General features: G+C 40.8%; 21 protein-coding genes, 4 tRNA genes and 1 other RNA gene. 10 read left to right on the plus strand and 16 right to left on the minus strand.

The annotated features are described in order from the left end of the window. Window positions 1-202: 202 nt before the first annotated feature. From BUA11_RS04905 to bglX, 9 genes are all read left to right on the plus strand, one after another. Window positions 203-1,639 (plus strand): ABC transporter permease, encoded by a 1,437-nt coding sequence (locus tag BUA11_RS04905; protein WP_281246565.1) that lies wholly within the window; start codon window positions 203-205, stop codon window positions 1,637-1,639. Then, a complete protein-coding gene (locus BUA11_RS04910; protein ID WP_072759021.1) occupies window positions 1,640-2,356 on the plus strand; it encodes an ABC transporter ATP-binding protein in 717 nt (238 codons plus the stop codon). A 123-nt stretch (window positions 2,357-2,479) separates the two neighbouring features. Continuing rightward, window positions 2,480-2,555, plus strand: a tRNA-Lys gene (locus BUA11_RS04915). Between the two features lie 7 nt (window positions 2,556-2,562). After that, window positions 2,563-2,652: transfer RNA gene (locus BUA11_RS04920), tRNA-Leu, on the plus strand. Window positions 2,653-2,668: 16 nt separating this feature from the next. Further along, window positions 2,669-2,743: transfer RNA gene (locus BUA11_RS04925), tRNA-Gly, on the plus strand. A gap of 152 nt (window positions 2,744-2,895) precedes the next feature. Next, window positions 2,896-2,983 (plus strand) — tRNA-Leu (locus tag BUA11_RS04930). A 126-nt stretch (window positions 2,984-3,109) separates the two neighbouring features. Beyond that, window positions 3,110-3,469, plus strand: a transfer-messenger RNA (tmRNA) gene (gene ssrA, locus BUA11_RS04935). Window positions 3,470-3,711: 242 nt separating this feature from the next. Then, the gene (locus tag BUA11_RS04940; protein WP_072759022.1) at window positions 3,712-4,152 is read left to right on the plus strand and encodes a GNAT family N-acetyltransferase; all 441 of its coding nucleotides are present in this window, start codon (window positions 3,712-3,714) and stop codon (window positions 4,150-4,152) included. Window positions 4,153-4,383: 231 nt separating this feature from the next. Then, window positions 4,384-6,561, plus strand: coding sequence for a beta-glucosidase BglX (gene bglX / locus BUA11_RS04945; protein ID WP_218587312.1), 2,178 nt, complete (start codon window positions 4,384-4,386; stop codon window positions 6,559-6,561). A 74-nt stretch (window positions 6,562-6,635) separates the two neighbouring features. Here the strand turns inward: bglX and BUA11_RS04950 are convergent, their stop codons facing one another. Then, window positions 6,636-6,932 carry a dehydroquinate synthase/iron-containing alcohol dehydrogenase family protein gene (locus tag BUA11_RS04950; RefSeq protein ID WP_072759024.1) on the minus strand — a complete coding sequence of 99 codons (297 nt, stop codon included), beginning with the start codon at window positions 6,930-6,932 and terminating at the stop codon, window positions 6,636-6,638. A 150-nt stretch (window positions 6,933-7,082) separates the two neighbouring features. Here BUA11_RS04950 and BUA11_RS04955 point away from each other — a divergent pair, with 150 nt between their 5' ends. Beyond that, complete coding sequence (locus tag BUA11_RS04955; RefSeq protein ID WP_072759027.1) at window positions 7,083-8,033, plus strand: radical SAM protein; 951 nt, start codon at window positions 7,083-7,085, stop codon at window positions 8,031-8,033. 61 nt (window positions 8,034-8,094) lie between these two features. Here the strand turns inward: BUA11_RS04955 and BUA11_RS04960 are convergent, their stop codons facing one another. From BUA11_RS04960 to BUA11_RS05030, 15 genes are all read right to left on the minus strand, one after another. Next, window positions 8,095-9,069, minus strand: coding sequence for a thiamine pyrophosphate-dependent enzyme (locus BUA11_RS04960; RefSeq protein ID WP_072759029.1), 975 nt, complete (start codon window positions 9,067-9,069; stop codon window positions 8,095-8,097). Window positions 9,070-9,082: 13 nt separating this feature from the next. Next, window positions 9,083-10,252: a pyruvate synthase subunit PorA gene (gene porA, locus BUA11_RS04965; RefSeq protein WP_072759031.1), complete on the minus strand. Its 1,170-nt coding sequence runs from the start codon at window positions 10,250-10,252 to the stop codon at window positions 9,083-9,085. Between the two features lie 12 nt (window positions 10,253-10,264). After that, window positions 10,265-10,615, minus strand: a complete 351-nt coding sequence (locus BUA11_RS04970; RefSeq protein WP_072759033.1) for a 4Fe-4S binding protein — start codon at window positions 10,613-10,615, stop codon at window positions 10,265-10,267. Continuing rightward, a complete protein-coding gene (locus tag BUA11_RS04975) occupies window positions 10,608-11,183 on the minus strand; it encodes a 2-oxoacid:acceptor oxidoreductase subunit gamma family protein (protein ID WP_072759035.1) in 576 nt (191 codons plus the stop codon). The genes BUA11_RS04970 and BUA11_RS04975 overlap by 8 nt, the downstream gene beginning before the upstream one ends. A 160-nt stretch (window positions 11,184-11,343) precedes the next feature. After that, the gene (locus BUA11_RS04980) at window positions 11,344-12,945 is read right to left on the minus strand and encodes a glycoside hydrolase family 57 protein (protein ID WP_072759036.1); all 1,602 of its coding nucleotides are present in this window, start codon (window positions 12,943-12,945) and stop codon (window positions 11,344-11,346) included. A 2-nt stretch (window positions 12,946-12,947) separates the two neighbouring features. Beyond that, window positions 12,948-13,742, minus strand: coding sequence for a DUF4912 domain-containing protein (locus BUA11_RS04985; RefSeq protein ID WP_072759038.1), 795 nt, complete (start codon window positions 13,740-13,742; stop codon window positions 12,948-12,950). A gap of 269 nt (window positions 13,743-14,011) precedes the next feature. Beyond that, window positions 14,012-14,767: an amino acid ABC transporter ATP-binding protein gene (locus BUA11_RS04990; RefSeq protein ID WP_084634363.1), complete on the minus strand. Its 756-nt coding sequence runs from the start codon at window positions 14,765-14,767 to the stop codon at window positions 14,012-14,014. Further along, window positions 14,764-15,414: an amino acid ABC transporter permease gene (locus BUA11_RS04995; RefSeq protein ID WP_072759040.1), complete on the minus strand. Its 651-nt coding sequence runs from the start codon at window positions 15,412-15,414 to the stop codon at window positions 14,764-14,766. Before BUA11_RS04995 ends, BUA11_RS04990 begins: the two co-directional genes overlap by 4 nt. An 83-nt stretch (window positions 15,415-15,497) precedes the next feature. Beyond that, on the minus strand, window positions 15,498-16,250 hold the full coding sequence (locus tag BUA11_RS05000) for a basic amino acid ABC transporter substrate-binding protein (RefSeq protein WP_072759042.1): 753 nt from the start codon (window positions 16,248-16,250) through the stop codon (window positions 15,498-15,500). A gap of 72 nt (window positions 16,251-16,322) precedes the next feature. Then, the gene (locus BUA11_RS05005; RefSeq protein WP_072759044.1) at window positions 16,323-17,108 is read right to left on the minus strand and encodes a hypothetical protein; all 786 of its coding nucleotides are present in this window, start codon (window positions 17,106-17,108) and stop codon (window positions 16,323-16,325) included. Between the two features lie 13 nt (window positions 17,109-17,121). Continuing rightward, window positions 17,122-19,140: a glycine--tRNA ligase subunit beta gene (gene glyS / locus BUA11_RS05010; protein WP_072759046.1), complete on the minus strand. Its 2,019-nt coding sequence runs from the start codon at window positions 19,138-19,140 to the stop codon at window positions 17,122-17,124. Next, window positions 19,127-19,987, minus strand: coding sequence for a glycine--tRNA ligase subunit alpha (locus BUA11_RS05015; RefSeq protein ID WP_072759048.1), 861 nt, complete (start codon window positions 19,985-19,987; stop codon window positions 19,127-19,129). The genes glyS and BUA11_RS05015 overlap by 14 nt, the downstream gene beginning before the upstream one ends. A 37-nt stretch (window positions 19,988-20,024) precedes the next feature. Beyond that, window positions 20,025-20,912 carry an AEC family transporter gene (locus tag BUA11_RS05020; protein WP_072759050.1) on the minus strand — a complete coding sequence of 296 codons (888 nt, stop codon included), beginning with the start codon at window positions 20,910-20,912 and terminating at the stop codon, window positions 20,025-20,027. 16 nt (window positions 20,913-20,928) lie between these two features. Beyond that, on the minus strand, window positions 20,929-22,335 hold the full coding sequence (locus BUA11_RS05025) for a hypothetical protein (protein ID WP_072759052.1): 1,407 nt from the start codon (window positions 22,333-22,335) through the stop codon (window positions 20,929-20,931). Beyond that, complete coding sequence (locus BUA11_RS05030; protein ID WP_084634364.1) at window positions 22,311-22,544, minus strand: hypothetical protein; 234 nt, start codon at window positions 22,542-22,544, stop codon at window positions 22,311-22,313. Before BUA11_RS05030 ends, BUA11_RS05025 begins: the two co-directional genes overlap by 25 nt. Window positions 22,545-22,572: the final 28 nt, after the last annotated feature.

Below are 22,572 nucleotides of genomic sequence, written 5' to 3' on the forward strand. Positions count from 1 at the left end.
TTTTTGACTCAAAGAGGGTGATTTTCTGGGTAAATTAAGACAAAGCTTTCTTAATTACTGGAGCCTTCTAAGCCTTACTGCTATTGTCTTTATACTTCTGCCTAACGTGGCTGTATTTTTTGGTAGTGTAAACAATATCAGCCCTTACTGGGAGCACATCAAGAGTTACCTTTTAAAAGACCACATCAAGAACACTGTTGTTATGCTGCTGTTCACCGGAATATTTTCATCTGTAATCGGCGTTACGGCGGCATGGTTTGTGGTCCGCTACGACTTTCCACTGAGGAACTTCTTTTCGTGGGCACTTGTCTTGCCCCTGGCTTTCCCACCATACGTAGGGGCTTATACTTACAGCAATTTGCTTAGTTACACAGGACCTGTTCAGCTGTTTTTGAGAAGTCTCGGAATTCAAGTCAATCAAGAGTACTTCGATATTATGAATATCAAAGGTGCAATATTCATCTACACAGTTTTCCTATTTCCTTATGTATATCTTATCGCAAGATCTTTTATCCAAAAAGAATCTGGTTCACTGATTGAAGTCTCAAGAACGCTCGGGAAAAATGCATGGGAGATTTTCTTTAAAGTCGTTTTGCCAATATCGCGTGGTCCAATAATTGCCGGAGTTAGCCTCGTGCTCATGGAAGTTTTGAACGACTATGGCGTGGTAAAGTACTTTGGGATTCAGACACTCAGCACAACTATTTTCACAGCATGGTTCAACATGGGCGATCTGACAGCAGCTAAAAAAGTAGCTTCCACGCTCATGGTTTTCGTATTCGTATTATTATTCATAGAGAGGTTTTCGAGAAGAAGGAAAAGATATGAATACACGACAACGAAAGTAAAGCCTCTAAACCGTGAAAAGCTTGGTGGTCTCAAAGGTGTCTTGGTCAGTCTCTTCGCCTTTGCCATATTTTCAATCGGCTTTCTAATTCCACTAATACAGATAATCTATTCGGCTTCTTTCTCACTCAATTTACTACTTAATTCAGAACTTATTGTTTTTGTCCTTAATTCGTTGAAGATAGCCATCACTGCAACAATTGTTATTGTAGTCTTTTCTCTGATTATCGCGAATACCGTCAGAATAGCAACAAACGGTTTCATTAAATCGTATAGGGAATTGGCGACTTTTGGATATTCCGTACCCGGTGCTGTTGTGGCTATCGGAATTTTGTATGTAATCTTCTCTCTAAATAACGTGTTATTTAACGGCAACGCCGGTTTCTTGCTCAGTTCAACGACGGTAATTCTTTTATTTGCGTACCTGATAAGATTTCTCGCAGTTGGTTACAGCTCGATAGAAGCTGGTTTTCAAAAGATTGGCAAGTCTTTTTTTGAAGCTTCAAGAACGCTCGGGCACGGTGTGACTGCCACGTTTTTCAAGGTTGACTTGCCAATGCTTAGGCCAGCTGTCGTAAGTGCTATACTCCTTGTCATGCTTGAAATCTTTAAAGAACTGCCGCTAACATTAATCCTCAGGCCATTCAACTTTGAAACGCTCGCAACAAAGATCTATCAGTACACTTCCGACGAAATGCTCCCTGAGGCATCTGTTTTGTCTTTAATACTCGTTCTTATTTGTACTGCAGGAGTTTATTTAGTAACTCATCTGAACACAAAAGAGGTGAAGTGAATGTTCTTAGAAATCAAAGATTTATATTTTCGCTATAGAAATTCGAAAGATTACGCTCTCAAGAACGTAAATTTCAGCGTAGAAGAAGGAGAAATTATATGCATCTTAGGCGAGAGTGGAAGCGGAAAGAGCACTCTTCTTCGTTTAATCTCCGGACTGGAAATACCACAGCAAGGTAGCATTAGAATTGCAGGAAAAACAATGGTAGATGACGTGACGTTCGTTCCACCTGAAAAGAGAAATGTCGGATTTGTGTTTCAAGATTACGTACTTTTCCCACACCTTAATGTATCGCAAAATATACTCTTCGGTGTTCGTGAAAAAGATAAGTCAAAAAGAGAAGAGATTCTTTATAGAATATTGAAAATGCTGAAAATTGAGGAATTAAGAGATAGATATCCGTACCAGCTCAGCGGCGGGCAACAGCAGAGAGTGGCACTCGCACGTGCATTAGCGATGGACCCGTCTATGGTATTGTTAGATGAGCCTTTTAGCAATCTCGATGCGACCCTTCAAGAAAGCATACGACGAGAAATTAAAGATATAATCAAATCAACTGGAAAAACCTGCATCTTTGTCTCTCATGACAAAGAAGACGCTATAGAGCTAGCCGACAAGATTGCAATTATACATAAGGGCGAAATAATCTTCTACGCAGTGAATTCTGTTTTTCGTTCTTCAATTCTAAACCAAGAGATACCTGCTCATCTCGCATAACTCTCTGCCAGCTTTCGAAACATAGCCGTTCTTATGTTTTCTCGAAATACATTTCACCCCTTGACACTTTAAAGAGCATATGATATTATTCTTATCGGCACGTCTTGCCAAAGACGAATAGGTGACCTGGTAGCTCAGCAGGTAGAGCACCTGACTTTTAATCAGGGGGTCGCGGGTTCGAATCCCGCCCGGGTCACCAGAGAGGTGCGAGAGTGGCGGAATTGGCAGACGCGCTGGACTTAGAATCCAGTGGGACTGATAATCCCGTGAGGGTTCAAATCCCTCCTCTCGCACCAGGTAGAAGGTTAACGAGCGGGTGTAGCTCAGCGGTAGAGCACTTGCTTGCCAAGCAAGGGGTCGCGGGTTCGAAACCCGTCACCCGCTCCAGATTTTAGAAATTCCGTGCGAGCGCACAAGCGCTCTTTTTTTATCGAAATTCTTTGAATGTTTTGAACGAAAATCACTTCAAAAAGGCTTCTTGACGAATTTTTCATCTCGTGGTATAATATATAGCGATCGCGATAAAAATCCAAATCTATGCCGAGGTGGCGGAATTGGCAGACGCACATGGTTGAGGGCCATGCGGTCATTGGGACCGTGCGGGTTCAAATCCCGCCCTCGGCACCAAAATAATAGACGCGCCCTATCAAGGGCGTTATTTTTTCAATACATCTGTATCCATTTGTCTTAAACGATTCTTGCTTTAAAATAGTCTAATTATATTGGAAAGAAAGTCATTGACAATTTAATATTGGGGGCGAACGGTTTCGACGGGGGTAAGTCTTCGTTGGAAGCGAGCCGAGGTTGCCTGCTGTCCGCGTTAAAAAACGGCAGGAAAAAGTTAAGTGCCAACGAATACGTTCCTCTCGCTGCCTAATTAACAGGTAGCCGTCCGCTACAGAGTCTGGCCAGTGCTCTGTAGTTGGGCGTGACCCAACTGGCCAGGTAGTTCGGATGCGCCTCACGTCTGAAACTACCTTACTCAGTGAGGCTGGTTAGTTAGTAGCCTGTCTGTGGGCGACTAACTGGCGAGATCCAAATCACAGACTGCGCTCGGAGATGCCAACGTGGATTTACTTTCGGACGCGGGTTCGATTCCCGCCGCCTCCACCAGATAGAAAAGCCCTGAGAAATCAGGGCTTTTTCTTTAATCCGGTGACGTAGTATACCTGTAATCAGTTCGGTTCTATATACTAAGTGAAACAATTGCTTTTTTGTGCTGGTTTACAAAAGTATTAGATGATTTTCTTCTTCATTGATATTCTTTGATCATTTAGTCATGGGGATGCTTTAATGGATGTGACTGTTAGACCTATAAGGTTAGAAGACGTATCTTTCTCAGTGAATTGCGGACTATGGATGGTACAAGGGAGACAACACTCGGTATTAAGAGTGAAATGATAACAAAATCCGAAGAGTATATAAGGGATTTGGGACCAAACGACCATGTGTTTGTGGCAAGGATAACAGAAAACGGAGAAAAGAAAGTAGTTGGATTTATTGGACTTCATGTGAACACAAACCCGAGACAAGGACACTCTGCACGCCTCGGCATTGCAGTTCACAAGGATTACAAGGGTAGAGGAATAGGTAGAGCATTATCAAATGAAATCTTAGACTTGGCAGATAATTGGTCGAGACTACTAAGAATCAAACTTGTGGTTTTTGTTGATAACGAGAGAGCCATAAAACTTTATGAATCCTTAGGATTTCAAATAGAGGGAATAAAGAAATACGCTGCAGTTAAAGAGGGAAAGTATGCGGACATCTATATAATGGCGAGATACAACTTGTGACTCACTAGAATAATTGATAGTTCTTTAATTAATAAGAGTTCTGTTCTCAATAAAAATCATTACATATAGTTCTAAAAGCCCTGATTTCTCAGGGCTTTTGCTTTTTTGTTATATGTCAAAATCGATTGACAACTCGCAAATACAAGGTATACCATTATATAAGCAAGTTTCTTTGAGTATTGAAAAATTACAAATATATCAATAGACCACACGATTGAGGAGGCAGGTATCGTGGGAAGGAAGAAAGTAGATATCAAGAAACTGCTACAGTCTATGACATTAAAAGAAAAAATAGGACAGTTGGTGCAATTAGCACCATTCCTTTTCAAAGATAGTGCTAAAGGTATAGTAACAGGTCCTATGGAATGGCTCGGAATTAAGGATTCTGATGTGTGGAACGCTGGTTCTGTGTTGGGAACAGCGGGAGCTGAAGAAACAATAGAAATACAGAAGATGTACTTAGAAAGAAACCAAAAGAAAATCCCCCTTATGTTCATGGCTGACATCATCCACGGATACAGGACGATATTCCCTATTCCACTGGCGCTTGGCTGTACTTGGGATGAGAAGTTAGTTGAGAAAGCAGCAAGGGTATCTGCGATAGAAGCTTCAGCAGGTGGTGTGCACGTAACGTTCTCACCTATGGTTGACCTCGTCAGAGATCCAAGATGGGGAAGAGTTATGGAGTCGACAGGAGAAGATCCATATTTGAACAGCGTTATGGCACGTGCATTTGTGAGAGGTTACCAAGGAGATGATATTTCAAAAGAAGGAAACATCGCATCCTGTGTAAAGCACTTTGCAGCGTACGGAGCGGTGGAAGGTGGAAGAGAGTACAATACCGTTGATATCTCTGAAAGGATGCTTAGGGAATTTTACCTGCCTGCATATAAGGCAGCTATCGATGAAGGGTGCAAGATGGTTATGACTTCATTCAACACCGTCAACAGCATACCTTCATCAGGCAACAAGTGGCTCTTGAGAGGCATTTTGAGAGGCGAATGGGGATTTGACGGCGTAACTATATCCGACTGGGGTGCGATAAAGGAACTTATTCCTCACGGAGTTGCAGAGGACGAAAAGGAAGCTGCCGAGAAGGCTATAAAAGCTGGCGCTGATATAGACATGATGACAGGATGCTATGCTAAGAATTTGGAGAAGTTAGTCAAAGAAGGGAAAGTAGACGAAAAACTCATCGATGAAGCTGTCTACAGGATACTAAAACTCAAGGAAGAGCTTGGCTTGTTTGAAAATCCATTCAAAGGCGCAGACAAAGAAAAGGAAAAACAAATTGTCTTATGTGATGAACATAGAAGGATTGCACGCGAAGTGGCAGCGGCATCAGTTGTTCTGCTGAAAAACCAAGATGTTTTACCATTTGATAAAAACATCAGAAAATTGGCTATAATAGGTCCTTATTCCGATGAACACGCTATCTTAGGTCCTTGGTCCTGGCAGGGAAAATGGGAAGAATCCGTCTCGTTGAAAGAAGGAATCGCCAACAAGATAGGCGAAAGCAAAGTCTTAGTTGCAAAGGGCTGTGAAATCGAAGGCGAGAGTGATTCGCAGTTCAAGAAATCGCTCAGACAAGCTTTGAAAGCAGCAAACGAAGCCGATATAATAGTCCTCGCACTTGGTGAGCATTATGACATGAGCGGAGAAGCAAGGAGCAGAGCGTTTATAACTTTGCCAGGAAGGCAAGAGGAATTGGCAAGAGAAATTATAAAACTTGGAAAGCCCACAGTTGTTGTACTCTTCAACGGAAGGCCATTAGAGATTAGAGAGCTGTACAACATTGCACCCGCAATCCTCGAAGCATGGTTCCCGGGCACAGAAGGTGGAAATGCAATCGCAGACATATTGTTCGGCGACAAAAACCCTTCAGCCAAGTTAACTATGAGTTTCCCATACACAGTTGGTCAGATACCAGTGTATTACAACCATTTCAATACAGGAAGGCCAAAACCAAGCGAAGATAGCACAGAAAGATTCTGCTCGCACTACATAGACATACCCAACGCACCTTTATTACCTTTCGGATTTGGGCTAAGCTATACGGAATTTAAATACTCAAAGGTTAAGTTAGACAAGAAAGTCTTAACTCAGGACAGTGTAATCAAAGCAAGTGTAAAAGTCAAGAACGTCGGAAGATATCCTGGAGATGAAATAGTCCAACTTTACATAAGGGACATGGTAGCAAGTGTTGTCAGGCCGGTTAAAGAATTGAAAGGGTTTAAAAAGATACATTTGGAAGTAGGAGAAGAAAAGGAAGTCGTGTTTGAGATAAGGGAAGAAATGCTCAGATTCCATAACGAGAATATGGAATATGTATCGGAAAAAGGCAAATTCCAACTCATGATAGGTCCAAATTCAAAAGATGTCCAGACGGTGGAGTTTGAGTTGAGATAATAAAAGTTTTGAAAAAGAAGCCCCGAGGAATCGGGGTTTTTTGGTTTGAAAATGAATATCCGAATTGATTTTATTTACTGTCTTTGAAGATACTCCTTTCCCAGCTTATCAGCTGTAAGAATCGCTGCATAGACCATATCTGGCGTTACCTTGAATGGAATGTTGTGAATAGTTTCTCCTTCTGCACAAGCAGCTTCTGAAACCAATTTGATTTTTTCTTCAACCTTTTCCACAACTCCCATCTGCTCTAATGTTACTGGAAGCCCAACTTTTGTGCAGAAGTCTAAGAATTCTTCAATTTCCTCTATCGAACCGTTTTGTAGCACTAACTGAGCAAGTGTACCAAAAGCTGCTTTTTCTCCATGGTACAAGTGATGGCAATCCTTTCATAGCAGGGTTAGTGGTTGTGTTATAATTTATATTGTATACAGACTCATAGTTCGAACAATTTTTCACAGATAGATTACTAAGAATTCACAAAACAATTAGCTTCTTGAGTACGAGTTGGAGGTGTTTGTTAGATGAACCCATCACGCCCTCGTCCAAAGAATATCGAATTCGAGATAACCACAGCTTGTAATTATAATTGTCTGCATTGTTACTGTAACGCTGGGAAGAAGTCAAGATACGAATTGTCAACCGAAGAGATAAAGCTCGTCATCGACCAGCTTGTAGAGGCTGATGCAGAGCTTTTAGATATAGTCGGTGGTGAGCCTCTTTTAAGGCAAGATATATATGAAGTTCTTTCATACGGATACTCCAAAGGCTTAAAAATGCTCATGAACACGAACGCATCGTTAGCAACGCCTGAAGTGTGCGAAAAGTTGAAAAGAGCATGTCCGGAGCTTTCAATAGGTGTCTCTTTGGATGGTCCTATCCCAGAAATCCACGAGAAGATTCGAGGCAAGGGAACTTTTGAAAAGACACTTGCTGGTTTGAAGAATTTCATCTTGGCAGGATTCGATGTGACGATTCTTTTTGTTGTCAATCGGCTGAATTATAAGTATGTAGAAGATATGATTACTTTAGCGCAAGATTTAGGAACTGCTCTGTATGTCGATAGGTTTGTTCCTGTTGGAAGAGGGCTTTTAAATAAGGATTTATTAATGCCAGAGAGAACACATGTAGAATTTGTCAGGGACAGATTAAATTCTTATTCAAGCGATGTTGAGTTGCATATTGAGGAAAATATCATAGGTGAGAAGTGCACGGCTGGAAGGACGCATGCCTCTATCCTTGTTGATGGAACAGTCGTCCCTTGCGGACATTTCAGATACAGCCCAGAATTCTATATGGGCAATATCCGGGAAAAGAGTTTTAAAGAAATTTGGTATTCTTACAATCCATCAGTTCTTTTGCCTAACGTGTGTGCGAGTTGCGAGTTGTACGACACTTCATGCTATGCCGGATGTTTGGCTTACTCGCATTTGATATTCGATGGCAAAGATGAGCTGATTTGCCAGAAAGTATAACAAAGTATAACAAAAAAGAAGGCTTCGGAAGAACCGAAGCCTTCTTGATTTATTCAACATGTTATCTAATTGGCTTGTCTTTTGTTGCTTCTTCAAGAGCAAGGAGTCTTTCGTATCTTCTGTTGACGTATTCCTGGAGTTCGTCTAAGATTTCCTGAGCGTCTGGTCTTGAGAGCATCGGTTTGAATCTTCCCTGCGCTTTGATGTATTCTGCAACTGGTTTTGGATTGCTTACCTTCTTCGTCACTCTGTAAACTCCTCTTTCGACTTCGTAGAGTGGCCAGTAGAGTGTTTCAATGGCGAGTTTGCTCATGTCAACTGCTTTGTCATCTGCAACGCGCCAGAATCTGACACATGGTGAGTAAGCTGCGATGAATGATGGTCCATCGAATTCAAGGGCTTTTTCTATCTTTTTCATGAAGTCTACGGGATCAGAAGTTGATACGGTTGCAACGTATACGTTTTCGTGTGATGCCATTATTTCAACAAGGTTTTTCTTCAGCTGGAGCTTACCTGCGAGTTTCTTTCCAACCGGTGCTGTTGTTGTGTCTGAACCTGGAGGTGTTGCACCGGATCTCTGGTTACCTGTGTTCATGTAACCTTCGTTGTCGTAAACAATGTAGATGAATTTGTGGCCTCTTTCGACTGCGCCGGAGAGCGATTGAAGACCGATGTCATATGTACCGCCATCTCCACCAAATGCGAAGAATGCGTATTTCTTGTCTTTATCGAGTTCTCCTTTTCTGAGCAGAGCCCTGTATGCTGTCTCAACACCGCTTATTGTTGCTGCAACGTTCTCGAATGCGTTGTGTATATAAGGAATATTCCAAGCTGTGTATGGATAAATTGTTGTAGAAACTTCGAGACAACCCGTTGCGATTCCTATGATCGGTTCGTATCCTTTAGCAATAGCTGTCATGAGTGCGAACCTTACTACGTTTGGAGCGGCACATCCTGGACACATTCTGTGACCTTGTGTCATTCCAGGATTTTTATCATGAAACATCTTCGCAAGTTCTATAGCATTCAAAGGCATCCATTACACCTCCTTATTCTCTGAGTCCAAGGTATCTTTCTTCATCAGCAATGAGGTTACCTTTGAAGGCATCCTCAAATGCTTGTTTTATGTGATCAGGTGTTATGTCTCTTCCACCAAGACCATATACATAGCTTCCAAGTTGTGGTCTTACCGCGACTTCGTAAAGTGCAGATTTTATTGCTTCGTAAAGTGGAGCTTCTGCACCAAACGATGCTGCTCTGTCGAGCACTACGACGCCTTTCCTTGCGTTGAGTACTCTCTGGAATTCAGCCTTAATAAATGGTCTGAATACCCATGGTTTGACTAATCCAACTTTCTTTCCTTGAGCTCTGAGTTCGTTGATTGTGTGCTTGATTGTTCCTGCCGTGGAACCAAGCGCAACCATTATGTATTCTGCATCGTCAACCATGTATTCGTCAACCAAGTCGTATTTTCTTCCGGAAATCTTAGCAAATTCTTCTGCAACTTGTTTGAATACTTTAGGAACATGCTTCATCGCTTCAATTTGTTGGCGTTTGTGTTCGAAGTAGTAGTCGTACAGATCGAGTGGACCATATGTTACTGGTTTTGACGTATCGAGCAGTGAATTCATTCTTATTGGTTTTCCAACGAAGTTTTTCACAACTTCATCGTCAAGTGTCTCAACAACCTCGACGCCGTGAGAAATGATGAATCCGTCGAAGTTTACCATGACCGGGAGTCTTACGTCAGGATGCTCTGCGATTCTGTAAGCCATGACTGTGAAGTCGTATGCTTCCTGTGCGTTTTCTGCCCAGAGTTGAATCCATCCGCTGTCTCTTTCAGCCATCGAGTCGCTGTGGTCGCAGTGGATGTTGATTGGCCCGGAAAGTGCTCTGTTTGCAACAGCCATAACTATTGGAAGTCTCAACGATGCTGCTATAAAAACTATTTCATGCATTAAAGCAAGACCAACAGCTGCTGTCGCAGTAAATGATCTTGCGCCTGCTGCAGCTGCACCAACAACTGCACTCATCGCTGAGTGTTCACTTTCAACAGGGATCATCTCTGTATCGACAACACCATCAGCAACATATTTTGCAAAGTACTCAACAACAGGTGTCTGTGGCGTGATAGGATAGGCTGCCACGACATCTGGATTTATTTGCTTCATTGCATAAGCTATCGCTTCTGCACCTGTAATTGCTTGTTTTAAAGGCATTTTCGCACCTCCTTACTCATCCGCGAATTCTGTTTCCGGTCTCATTACTATAGCTCTCTTGTCTTCCGGAGCTGGTTGTTTCGTCTTTGGATCAATGCTCTTTGGACATACGTTTGCACAAAGTCCGCAACCTTTACAGTAGTAGTAGTTGTAACCTTTCATCTTTGGCTTTCCATCAACTATTTCTACTACGATTGCCTGATCAGGACAGTAAAGCCAACATTGCATACAGTGAATACAGTTCTCTGCTTGGTAAACGGGTCTCATTACTCTCCATGTTCCAGTTTTGTATTGTCTTGCGTTACCTGGTTCAACTATCAAACCACCAATTGGCAGTTCCTTCCAACCCTTGAGTTCAGGCACTGCAGGTCACCTCCTCGTATCCTCTGTGAAGTGCCTTTATGTTCTTCTGAACAACCTCTTCACCGAACTTTTTGAGGAACATGTCTCTTATCTTATCTTCAACGTACTTCAATTCTATAACTCCTGTAACTTTTGCTATCGCACCAAGCATAACCGTGTTTGGCGTTCCCCTGCCGAGTTCTTCGACAGCAATGTCCGTTGCTCTCACAACGCATACCTTGCCGTTGAATCCCGACTTTTTCCTTACCCATTCCACTGATTTAACAGTGTTGACTATGAGTATCGTCTCTTCTGTTGTTCCGGAAAGTATATCGGGGTTACCAAGAAGTGTGTCATCGATAACGACTACAAGGTGTGGCTTTTCGACTGATGAGTGGAGAAGGATTGGTTCGTCAGAGATTCTGTTGAAGGCTTTCATCGGTGCACCTGTTCTCTCCGCACCGTACTCTGGGAATGCTTGAACGTACTTGCCCATGTCAAGAGCGGCTTCTGCTAACATCTGAGATGCACTCTTTGCACCTTGTCCAGCTCTTCCATGCCATCTGATCTCAAATATGTTTGCTGGCACTTTCCTTACCTCCTTTCGGGTTTTAAAAATAATGGAATAAAACCTCGTGATTGGCACTAACTTGACAATTTGATAAGTTCTTCACAATGTGTCGGTTTTTCATAACAATACCCCCGAGATTGTTGAACAACCTCGGGGGAATTAGAGACTCATTTCAAAATCAGAATTTTAGATACATTTTGTAATCGATGTCTGGGAATATATCGTCGACGTATTCGAGTCTCTGTAACTCCCCTACATCTATATTACCACTCTTTATCATATCGTACAAGTTTAAGAATCGTTTAATATGCGTTTTGGTTCTGTTAACAGCGTACTCTACGCTCGTTCTCGTTGTCATTATAAATGCCCAGTCGCTCGATTGTGCTAAGAGTAATTCTCTTGCCATTTGATTAAGAGTTCTAATCTTAATTGGATCAGTTTCTTCTGAGTGTTGTTTTGCCATCTCTGTCATTTTCTCTACCATTTCGTGAAGGTGCGGATAAATCCAGTCGTTCGTACCGTTGAGCCAGACTTCATTGTATCCATTTGCACCCCAACTCGAAGCGGCAGGTGTTAATATCTGAACTTTTTCTATCCAGTCGACAACGTCGCAAGCTCTGACAACACGAAGCTTCTGACTTTTGGCTGCCTCTCGCATGAAATATTCGATAAAAAATGGTCCCTCATACCACCAGTGTCCGAAAAGCTCAGCATCAAATGGTGCCACAATAATTGGTTTCAGACCTTCAAATAAATCTAATAAGTATTCTACTTGTGCTTCCTTCTTTCTAAGGAAGTCCTTTGCGTGGTTCATTGCTGTTTGTTTCGCAATGTCTATGTCATAGTAATCTTTCTTCTCCAGTGGTACATCTTTTGAAGTAATTTTATGGTATTTTATGCCAGTGTTCATCCTTACACCGCTTGGATCAATATAAGGCCTTATATATTCGTACTCTCTGTCGAATCCAATGTCCCTGTAGAATTCTCTGTAATTTGAGTCCCCAGGATAACCAATCTGCGCACTCCACACTTGTTCTGAACTCTCAGGATCTCTCGCAAATGCAAAGACATTATTTGGAGTGATGACCGGTCTGTAAACTCCATATCGTGGTCTTTCGTCAGCATACCAAAGTGCATGCGAATCTACAAAGAAGTATTCAATACCGTATTCTGCGAGATATCTATCCAGCTCTGGGAAATATGCACATTCTGCAAGCCAGATACCGCGCGGCTTAACTCCCATGTGTCTTTCATACGTTTTAACTGCTTGTTCGAGCTGGGCTCTGATGGCTTGTGGGTATTGTTCCATAAATGGTAAATAACCGTGAGTAGCGTTACAGGTTATTACATCGAGATAACCCCTCGCCATGTATTCTTTGAAGCCGTTTAATATATTTCTCTTGTACTGATCTTTGAAAATATGCAAAGTTTCTTGCAAATGTGTAAGGTAGTACTGTGCCATCTTGTGCTTAGTAGGATGTTCATTCTTTGTTCGCTCAACTTCTTTTCTTGCAAGGTCTATCAGCTTTTCAAGATGTTTTTCATATTTCTCCTGGAGATCATGGTTGGCCAACATTTCCATCAATGGTGGAGTAATAGACATTGTTAGTTTTGTAGGTACCTTTTCTTCTTCAAGCTTTTTAAACATCCTAAGTAGCGGGATGTATGTCTCGGTTATAGCTTCAAACAACCAGTGCTCTTCCAAGAAGAACGGATATTCTGGATGGTGAACATATGGCAGGTGAGCATGTAGTACGAACATTATCTGTCCACGTGGCATATTTACATCCCCTTCCCACTAAGTTGAATAAAGCTGATGCTTCCAACACTCGAAATCCGAAAAAGATGTTCCAAACCTTGAACGGAGCCACTAATTCTTTCAACAACAGGTGTTAACATACCGCCTGAAGGCATAACTATCCTTCTTCTCTTTCTCAAATCCATCCATCTTTCCCTCGTTGACTGACTTGGCGAATTAACGGGTGTTTTACATAGGTTGGAGCGTAATATGAACTTGTATTTACCTTCTTGATCATAATAGCCAATTTCGGCAAGGTAATGTGCTCCCGGCATTGGTACGTTTAAGTAATAATTCTTCATATTGTTGATGTCAACATTAATTTCAAATGTCCTGTGTGCGTTTGTTCCGTCGAATTCTATAAACGTCACATCGTAAACTCGTAGTACGACTTTTCTCACTTGATGAGATTTCAAAAATTCCCGGTTCGCTTCAGAAAAATCCCAGTACAAGTGTATCCAGTTCGGATTGACAGGCATAGCGAAGAGCTTATCTTTATTATACGCTTCCGGGACTGTTATATCTTCTTTGACAGGTTTTTCGTGGACTATGGATGATACCTGAGCAGCTGAAGTTGCAGAGGATGGTCTTTGAAAGGTTGAATCTTCAGGTTGGACTGCTTTTACTCTTTCTACATACCTTTCGATAAGCTTGTGTACATCGTTTTTCGTCATTTGTTTTTTGACAGTTAATCCCAGTTCCTTAGCCTTCGCCTTAAGTTCTTGAATCGTTCTTTCCTCACTCAGCCATTTCTCAAGCTCTTGAACAATATTTACCATATCTTCACCCCCCAGCGGACTGTGCGATTTTCCTTGCATCTTGAGAGTATTTTACCACTTTTGTGGTTGTTGTAAATTGTTGTAAGAAAGTGAAAAGGACACATATTTCGAACTAAATGCCAATAAGCGGATTTAGTATGGAAACATTTGTATATTACATTTAATTCACATTAGTTAACATTTCGTATACAGTATAAAAGTTGATAAATCAAAAAAAAATAAGCGCCTTTTCAGGCGCTTTGAATGTTAAAGGAACTTCATTAAATTTCTTACAGTATTCTTTTTAAAAATTCACGTGTTCGTTGTTTCTTTGGGTTTTTTAAGACTTCATCGGGGGTTCCTTCTTCTTCGACAACCCCATCGGATATAAAGATGATTCTATCGGCAACATCCCTCGCAAATCCCATTTCATGCGTGACAACTAACATCGTCATTCCGCTCTTTGCAAGGTCCTTCATGACGTCAAGGACCTCCCCAACAAGCTCTGGGTCGAGTGCAGATGTCGGCTCGTCAAAGAGCATTATTTCAGGGTCCATCATCAATGCTCGAGCTATTGCAACTCTCTGTTTTTGACCACCGGAAAGTTGTTCTGGATAAGCTTCTATTTTGTCTGATAATCCAACCCGCTTCAAAAGCTGTTTAGCTTTCTCGACAGCTTCTTCTCGAGGCATATTCTTTACTTTTGTTGGGGCTAAAATTAGATTGTCGAGTACATTCATGTGTGGGAACAGGTTGAATTGCTGGAAAACCATGCCTATTCTTGTTCTGAGTTTATTTACATCGTAACTGTCGATGTCAACTCCATCAAGGTAAATCTTTCCACCCTGATATTCTTCGAGCTTATTTATACATCTTAAAAGCGTACTCTTACCGCCACCACTTGGTCCTATTATTACTATTGCCTCCTGTTTTCGTACTTCAAGGTTTACTCCCTTGAGTACTTCTAGTTTACCGAATCGCTTTACAAGATTCTCTATCTTAATAATTATTTCGTTCGAATTTTGGGTGTTCTCATGTCCGTTCATGCTGTTGCCATCCTCCTTTCGATGTACCTTACGATCCTTGAAATAACAAACGTCATGAGGAAGTATATGAACGCAATTCCAAAGTATATTGAGAACGTTTGGAACGTTCTTGATATCACAAATTGACCGCTCCTCATCAACTCAGCAACGCCTATAACCGATGCCAATGAACTATCTTTTGTAAGTGTTATGAATTCGTTTCCGAGCGCTGGAAGGATATTACGGAACGCTTGAGGAAGTATTATGAATCTCATCGTTTGCCAGTGTGTTAAACCTAGCGATCTTGCGGCTTCGTATTGTCCTCTTGGAATAGACTGAATTCCTGCTCTCACGATTTCCGCTATATATGCGCCACTATTAAGCCCCAGAGCTGTGATAGCAGCAGGATACGGTGCAAGTTGTATACCCAGTTGAGGTAATCCAAAATATATGATGGATATCTGCACAAGTAAAGGTGTTCCTCTTAAAAATTCTACGTAAGCTGTACATGGATAATTAATTACCTTGATTTTCGACAGTCTTCCCATGCCTATAAAAGTGCCAAGAATTAAACCGATGCCAACTGAAAAAGCCGTTAGCTTTAAAGTCTCCCAAGCTCCTATTAGTAAGAAAGGAAAGTTCTTGAATAGTTCGTTTAATGCTTCCACAAATTTCCCTCCCTATTTATGCTAAATGATACAAAGAAAAACAATAGTGCCCCCTAATGCAAAATAGGGGGCACGCAAAAAAATTATTCAAACCATTTTTGTAGTAATTTTGAATATGTTCCTGAGCCTTTCATTATATCGAGAGTTTGATTTACAAAGTTCAGTAATTCTTTGTTTCCCTTTCTTACTGCTATTCCATATGTCTCTCCTGTATCTACAACTGCACTGATTGTGAATTTCGGGAATTTTTTAACATAAGCCTTCGCCGGTGCTTCATCAAGAACAACAGCATCGACGCGCCCGTTCTGTAATTCTAAGAATGCGTCTGTGAATTTTTGAAATCTGACAACTTCTATACCTTTTATCTCGCTGACAACAAGGTCACCTGTTGTACCGAGTTGAACTGCAACCTTTTTGCCGACAAGCCCGTCGAAACCTTTTGGCAAGAAGTCCGAACCTTTCCTCACAACGATAGCCTGGTTTGCCTCAAAATACGGCTTCGAAAAATCAACAACTTTTGCCCTTTCTTCCGTGATTGTCATTCCTGCAATTATAAGGTCTATCTTTCCTTGTTGAAGAGCAGGAATAAGGCTGTCAAAAGGCAAATTCACAACTTCAAGTTTGACGCCCAATCTTTTTGCAAGTTCATTTGCAATGTCTATATCGAATCCAACGACTTGGTTCTTCTCGTCAACAAATTCGAATGGTGGAAAAGTTGGTTCAGTTCCGATGACGAGTTTCCCTCTCTTCTTAATCTCTGTCAAGCTCTGACCAAAGCTTAGAACAGTTGCCATAACAAACGTTACAAGTAACAGCCACCACAAAATCTTTTTCATCCAGCACACCTCCCCAGTTATGGTTTGCAAAAGCGTAGAAACTAAAAGTGTCAAATTGTTTATTTTGATTCCTTACATCTGTGCCGAAACAAACCAATCTATTTGTCCTGTCTGTAAATTATACCTTCCTAAAGCATTGAAAGATGGATAAGCAATGCCAAGTCCGATGAGCCATTCACCTCCATATGGTTGACCAGTATAGATGTAAAGTGCGCTAAACGGTAGCGCTAATTCCCAATTCGCCTTGAAATTTCCGTTCATCGCTTCCTTAATATTGAAAACGGTAAGCCTGAAGGCAAAATATCCAACGTCACAGCCTTCTACCTTGAGGGTTGTTTGAGCATCTAACCAATCGACCTCGCTGTTAAGAATGAATTTTCCATCTTCCTTCTTCAGAATATTCTTGTTCTCGTAAGAAATCTCAACTCGGGACCATGAAGAAACAAGAAAACTGGTTTTTCTCGAAGATGCTATACCGAATGCAACAGTAGGCGTGTCATAACTGGAAATGTCCGTGATAGATTCAAAATTCGGAGCCTGAGAACTCAAAGATGCAAACAGTCCGCCCAAGGTTATACCAGCACCTAAGTATACTGGTCTGTTAAATTCCAAATCTGGGTAATTAAAAGTAGTACCAGCCGAAAAGTTGAGGCCAAACAATTCTAAGTGTCCCTCTACGCCAATTTCAAAAGAATAAAATTCGCTGAAACTCGTTGGAATAAGTACAGTTCTTACTAAATAAGGCTGTGCAACTACGCCAGATGGTTTTGTTACATTCATCAGTTCATTCAATGTAAATGTTTGCCCGAAAATTACAATACCAAATAAAACCAAGAAGCTTACCAACACTTTCTTCATCGTTTCACCCCTTTCACGATTTGATTCTTTCAACCAACGTTAAGTCACCAAATTCAGAGAAAAGCGTGTCCACCGTTTTTAGAAATCCGAGCCTGTTAAGACGAATATCTTCTTGTTCCGCCATAACGAATACATTGTCAAAGTAATTATCAATGAATGGCCTGAGTTCTGTTATCCTTATCAACGCGTCTCTGTAGTTAAGATGACCGATAAGATCCAAAACCACAGGTTTTATCTCCAAGTATTTCTCAAACAACTCTTTTTCTTCTTTCTGTGTAAATTTCGCTGCGTCAAATTCGACTGAGCCATGTTTTTTACTTATGTTATGTACCCTTTCAAATCCAACAAGGAAATGCTCAAATTCCTCAGCTCCAACTACGTTAGCTATCGCCTTTGCTGAAAGTATTCCTCTTAAAGGCTTCGTCCAAAGACCCCTAACAGCACGTGCTATGTCGTATCTTATGTTCGAATTGTATAGTTCAAATCTTGTCTCAAAAAATTCCAATAATTCTTTCGGTAGTTCTTCTCTATTTAATAATTTACAAGCTCTATCAATGACAATTTTCAAGTCTATATCCCAATCGTATTTTTCAACAATCGCGTATATATCATCAACTTTGCTTCTTAAACCATAAGGGTCTTTCGAGCCACTTGGTATATTTCCTATTATGAAGTTACCTACTATTGTATCGACTCTGTCCGCTATTCCAACAATCGCTCCCTCGATTGTCGTTGGGGTTGGAGAATAGTGTTCTTCAATCCCAAGAGCAACATCTTTTGGATATCCGTCTTTTAATGCATATATTCTTCCCATCGTACCTTGAAGCTCAGGGAACTCGTAAACAACGTGAGAACCAATATCCGCTTTGCTTAACTTTGCCGTCATCAATATTGTATCACTCTTAGCATTCAAATCCAAAATTTCTATTATTTGCTTAGAAAGTTCTTCTATCCTCAAAACCTTGTTGTATAGAGTGCCAAGCTCTTTTTGAAAGACAATTTCTTTAAGTCTTTCATTAAAACTCTCAAGCCTTACGCTTGCATCTTTTTCATAATAGTATCTTGCATCTTCAAGTCTAGCGTTAATAACTCTCTCATATCCTCTTCTTGCGTTTCCGTACTCGTCACTCGGCATGTCTATGAATGCTATAAAGTCGTTGGTCATCTTCCCATTCTTCCTAACTGTAAAAGACCTCTGGTGGTGCTTAATTGTGGTTTTGACAAGTTCTTCCGGCAGTGCAAGATATTTTTCCAAAAATTTACCGTGTATTAGTTTTGGATATTCCGTTAAGATTGCAACCTCTTCGACAAGTTCTTCATCTTTTTCTACTTCGTACCCTTGCTTTTCGAACTCCGAAATCTGCTGGTGTATGAATTCCCTTCGTTTGTCGAGCTCAGGAATTACAAAATACTTGTTAAGCTTACTCATGTAATCTTCATACGAACTAACACTGAAATATTCATCCATAACGAACCTGTGGCCAACCGTTTTAGCATCGGCTTTCAATCCGAAAATCTCTAAATCTAACACTTCACCATTGTACAATGAAATTACGTGATGTGGTATTCGAACAAACTCAAATTCTCCTTTTCCCCACTTCATTGGCTTTCTAAATCTTAGGCTGTAAATTATACTCGGCACCATCTTTTTTAGAGCCTCTCTTGCAGAGACACCCTTTTGGACTTTTGTAATGTAGACATAGTTATCAACTATTTTGACGTTTTCAAGCGCCGCTTCGTTCGATTTCAAGAATCCTAAAAGCGCTTTCGTTGGTTGCCCATCTTTATCGTAAGCAACGTTAACTGCTGGTCCTTTCTTTTCAACAGTTTTATCCGATGCACTCTCAGAAAGTCCACTAATTACAAACCCGAATCTTCTTGGAGCTACGAATACTTTTACTTCCTTGTATTCAAGCCCCTCGGTCTTTAGAGATTCAGACACCTTCTCGTTCAGTTGCTGGATTATACCTTTTACTTCCGTTGTCGGTAGTTCTTCCACCCCTATTTCAAAGAAGAATTCATTGTTTATCATCAGAACCACCCTCCGTCTCAACGTACATCTTCGCACACTTGCTCGCCATTGTCCTTATGTCCCTTATGAAAGTCTGCCTCTGAGCTACGCTGATAGCGTTCCTCGCATCAAGCAAGTTAAACGTGTGAGAGCATTTGAGCAACTGCTCGTAGGCAGGAAATACTAAACTTTTTTCTATGAGTTTATCAAATTGCTTTCTGTAGATGTCGTACAACGTGAATAACGAGTCCGTATCGGCTTCTTCAAAGTTGTATATCGAGAACTGCCTTTCGTTCTCTTTGAAAAGTTCTCCATACTTCACGTCCTTATTCCACATGACATCATAAACGTTGTCAACACCTTGCAGATACATAGCTATCCTTTCAACACCGTACGTTATCTCAAGTGGTATCTCTTTTAGGGAGATCCCACCAACTTGCTGGAAATATGTAAACTGGGTTATCTCCATACCATCGAGCCAGACTTCCCAGCCGATTCCCCAGGCACCAAGCGTTGGAGATTCCCAATTGTCCTCAACAAACCTTATATCGTGTTCTTTTGGATTTATACCGAGAGCCTTCAGTGATTCAAGGTACAGTTCTTGCGATTTTTCCGGATGTGGTTTCAGAATTACTTGGTACTGGTAAAATCTTTGCATTCTATTTGGGTTTTCACCATATCTTCCGTCTGTAGGTCTTCTGCTTGGCTGGACAAATGCAACGTTCCACGGCCTGTTTCTAAATACTCCAAAGAATGTCGAGGTGTGGAACGTTCCTGCTCCCATTTCCATATCGTATGGTTGTTCAATGAAACAACCTTGCTTTGCCCAAAACTCATCCAAAGTTTTAATAACATCTTGTAAGTACACGCTCTTTCCTCCCTTCGGGAATTTATTATCATTCAACTCATCCAAACACTTTCTCGAAGATATAAGCCCATAATGGCAAGGTTATTAAAGAAAACAGTGTTGTGACAGCAACACTGACACCGGCTTTTGGAACAAGGTCCTTTTTAAATGCACCGAGAACAACTACACTGTTGACACCTATGGGCATCGCACACTCCAAAAGAAAGACCTTCGCTTCAAGTCCTTTAAAAATGAATCCTAACGGATATAACACGAGCGGAATCAGTATCAGTCGTTCAATTACCATTTGTGCATAACTCTTGATGTCAGACCTTGCGAATTCAATCCTTGAAATCCCCAAGCCAACTTGTAAAAGCAAGAAAGGAATCGCCATCTCTTTTATCCAGTTAAACGTCGTAAGAACTCCGCCTGGTAGTTGTTTGTAAGATATCCCAAACGCGCCAAGCACCCAACCTAAGATAATAGCATACAAGAATGGTAATTTAAATATATTCTTCAATTCTAATTTTCCTCTTATCAGTGCTGGTAAGAACGTGCTGCCGAAAAATACATTAACAAATGAGTAAACAACGCCAAGCGCTAATGCTTTCTCTCCCCACAGTGCTAGTAGTACTGGATATCCAAGATAACCAGAGTTCACATAGACATTTCCTGTGAAGAAGACTTCTCTATCAATCTTGTGTAACCTTGAGAGCATGAAAGAAATCAAAAACATTATCGAAAAACCCAAAGCATACTTAAGTAAAACGTCTGCAGTTGGCACGTAGTCGTTCATAAAAGTAAACGTAATCAGCGGGGCCATCAACCATGTCGCTACTTTATTGAAAATATCTATATCGCTGTTTCTGAAAATTCTCCCGTAGACAAATCCAACAAACATCATCAAAAATGAGGGCAGAACTGCATTAAAGGCTTGTGATATCACTTTCGTTCCTCCTATGTTAGAAGTTCTTGTTGAATATCAAACCAAGAGAAAGTGAAAAATACGGAAAATTATTTCCTTCCATCGGTCTTAGAATTGGCTTTTTAACATTGTCTGAATCGACGTTGACTAAGACTGAAGCATTCCAAATATATCCAAGAGCACCTTTTAATTCAAATTTCAGCCAATCAGCTACAGTAAATAGATAGTTCAAACGCGAAATCAAACGGTATTCTAAGACATTATCATCAAGCAAATGTGTACCAGGTACATACGTAGAGCTCTCGTTCCATGGATTGATAGGGGAGCGCTCGCCCAAAATTATAAACTCCGCATCCGCGCTTAAACCATCTACAACCGAACTATCGTAGGTTATCATAAAAGCAAGGTTGTTTTCTCCATAAATATATCCAGCATACAAGTACTCGAGTGGTAATACCATTGTTGTACTGTCTTTAGTATAAGTGAAACACGGATAGTACGTATAGCCATAGTACAAAGGATTGCCCGATTCGCTCGAAGGCTGGAAAGTATATTTTGTCGCGCCTGCATGGAACAACCCAAATTTACCAAAGATATTCTTGAAATTTGCGCCCACCGACCATGCTATCTTATCTGGATTCTGATACGATTCGGGATGGAGAAACCTGTTAGCATTTATGTCATCAACTAAGATCTGAGCATACCAATAGAGATTTTCAGTATCATAGTCTAAGAAAAATCCTGAGATATAATTTGCATCACCAAGTCCCTCAGAATATGGCCTTCCCGCATCGTTTACGTATTGGATAAAGAAAGATGGAACTGGGTTAGCAAAGTATTCAAAGTCGAACTCTTTTCCAACGTAAACTGCCACATCTTGATATCCAAATCTGAAATTACCGAATTTTACTCCGTAAAGTTTGTAATTCGCACTCCTCAATTTTTCTCTTATATCTGAGCCGCTTTGCAAATTAGAGAGCTGAATCCAGCGAGTTGTGTACAAAAAAGTTTCGCTATCGAATGAAACGTCAAAGGTGTTTCTTGGAACGTGAACTGAGCTTATAAATAGCGAATATGGAGATTGGACAACATCGCTAAGATGAATTTTTCCAAGAGTAACAGTGACATTCCCGTTCCTCACTCTAAAACCGCTCTCATCAACTACGAAATAGAACCCTGCATAGTATGATGAAGAGAAATGGTCATTGAAAAAGTTATCGTTTCTTGCAATCATCGATGCGAAGAAGTCAAAGTTTTCATTTTCATGTTTCAGTTCAATATCAGCCGATAATATCTGTGAAGTGTTGATTTGGGCGTTGTAAAGAGAGAAAAGCGTAGAACCGCTGTTATAAGAAACATTGATGTTGGTTTGAAAAGCGAAGTTTAAGATAGGAAATAAAATAGTAATGACAGCCAATACTATTGTTCTGTTTCTCTTTTCCATAACGTCTTTCCTCCGTGAGTTATTGATTTCACATCAGCTGGAATTGCAACTCCCATGTTGATAACTTGAAGGATCAAATCCATCGGCAACGAGGTCTCAAACCATATCTCCTCAACCTTTATTTCTTCCCAACCTCGATCAGAGAATCTCTGGATAACTTTCTCTATCGCCTTTTTGTACTTCTCAAAATCCATTTCATATTTAGACATATACTCCACCCCCAAAGTATTTTCTACA

It is taken from the genome of Fervidobacterium gondwanense DSM 13020, assembly GCF_900143265.1.
Taxonomy (GTDB): Bacteria; Thermotogota; Thermotogae; order Thermotogales; family Fervidobacteriaceae; genus Fervidobacterium; species Fervidobacterium gondwanense.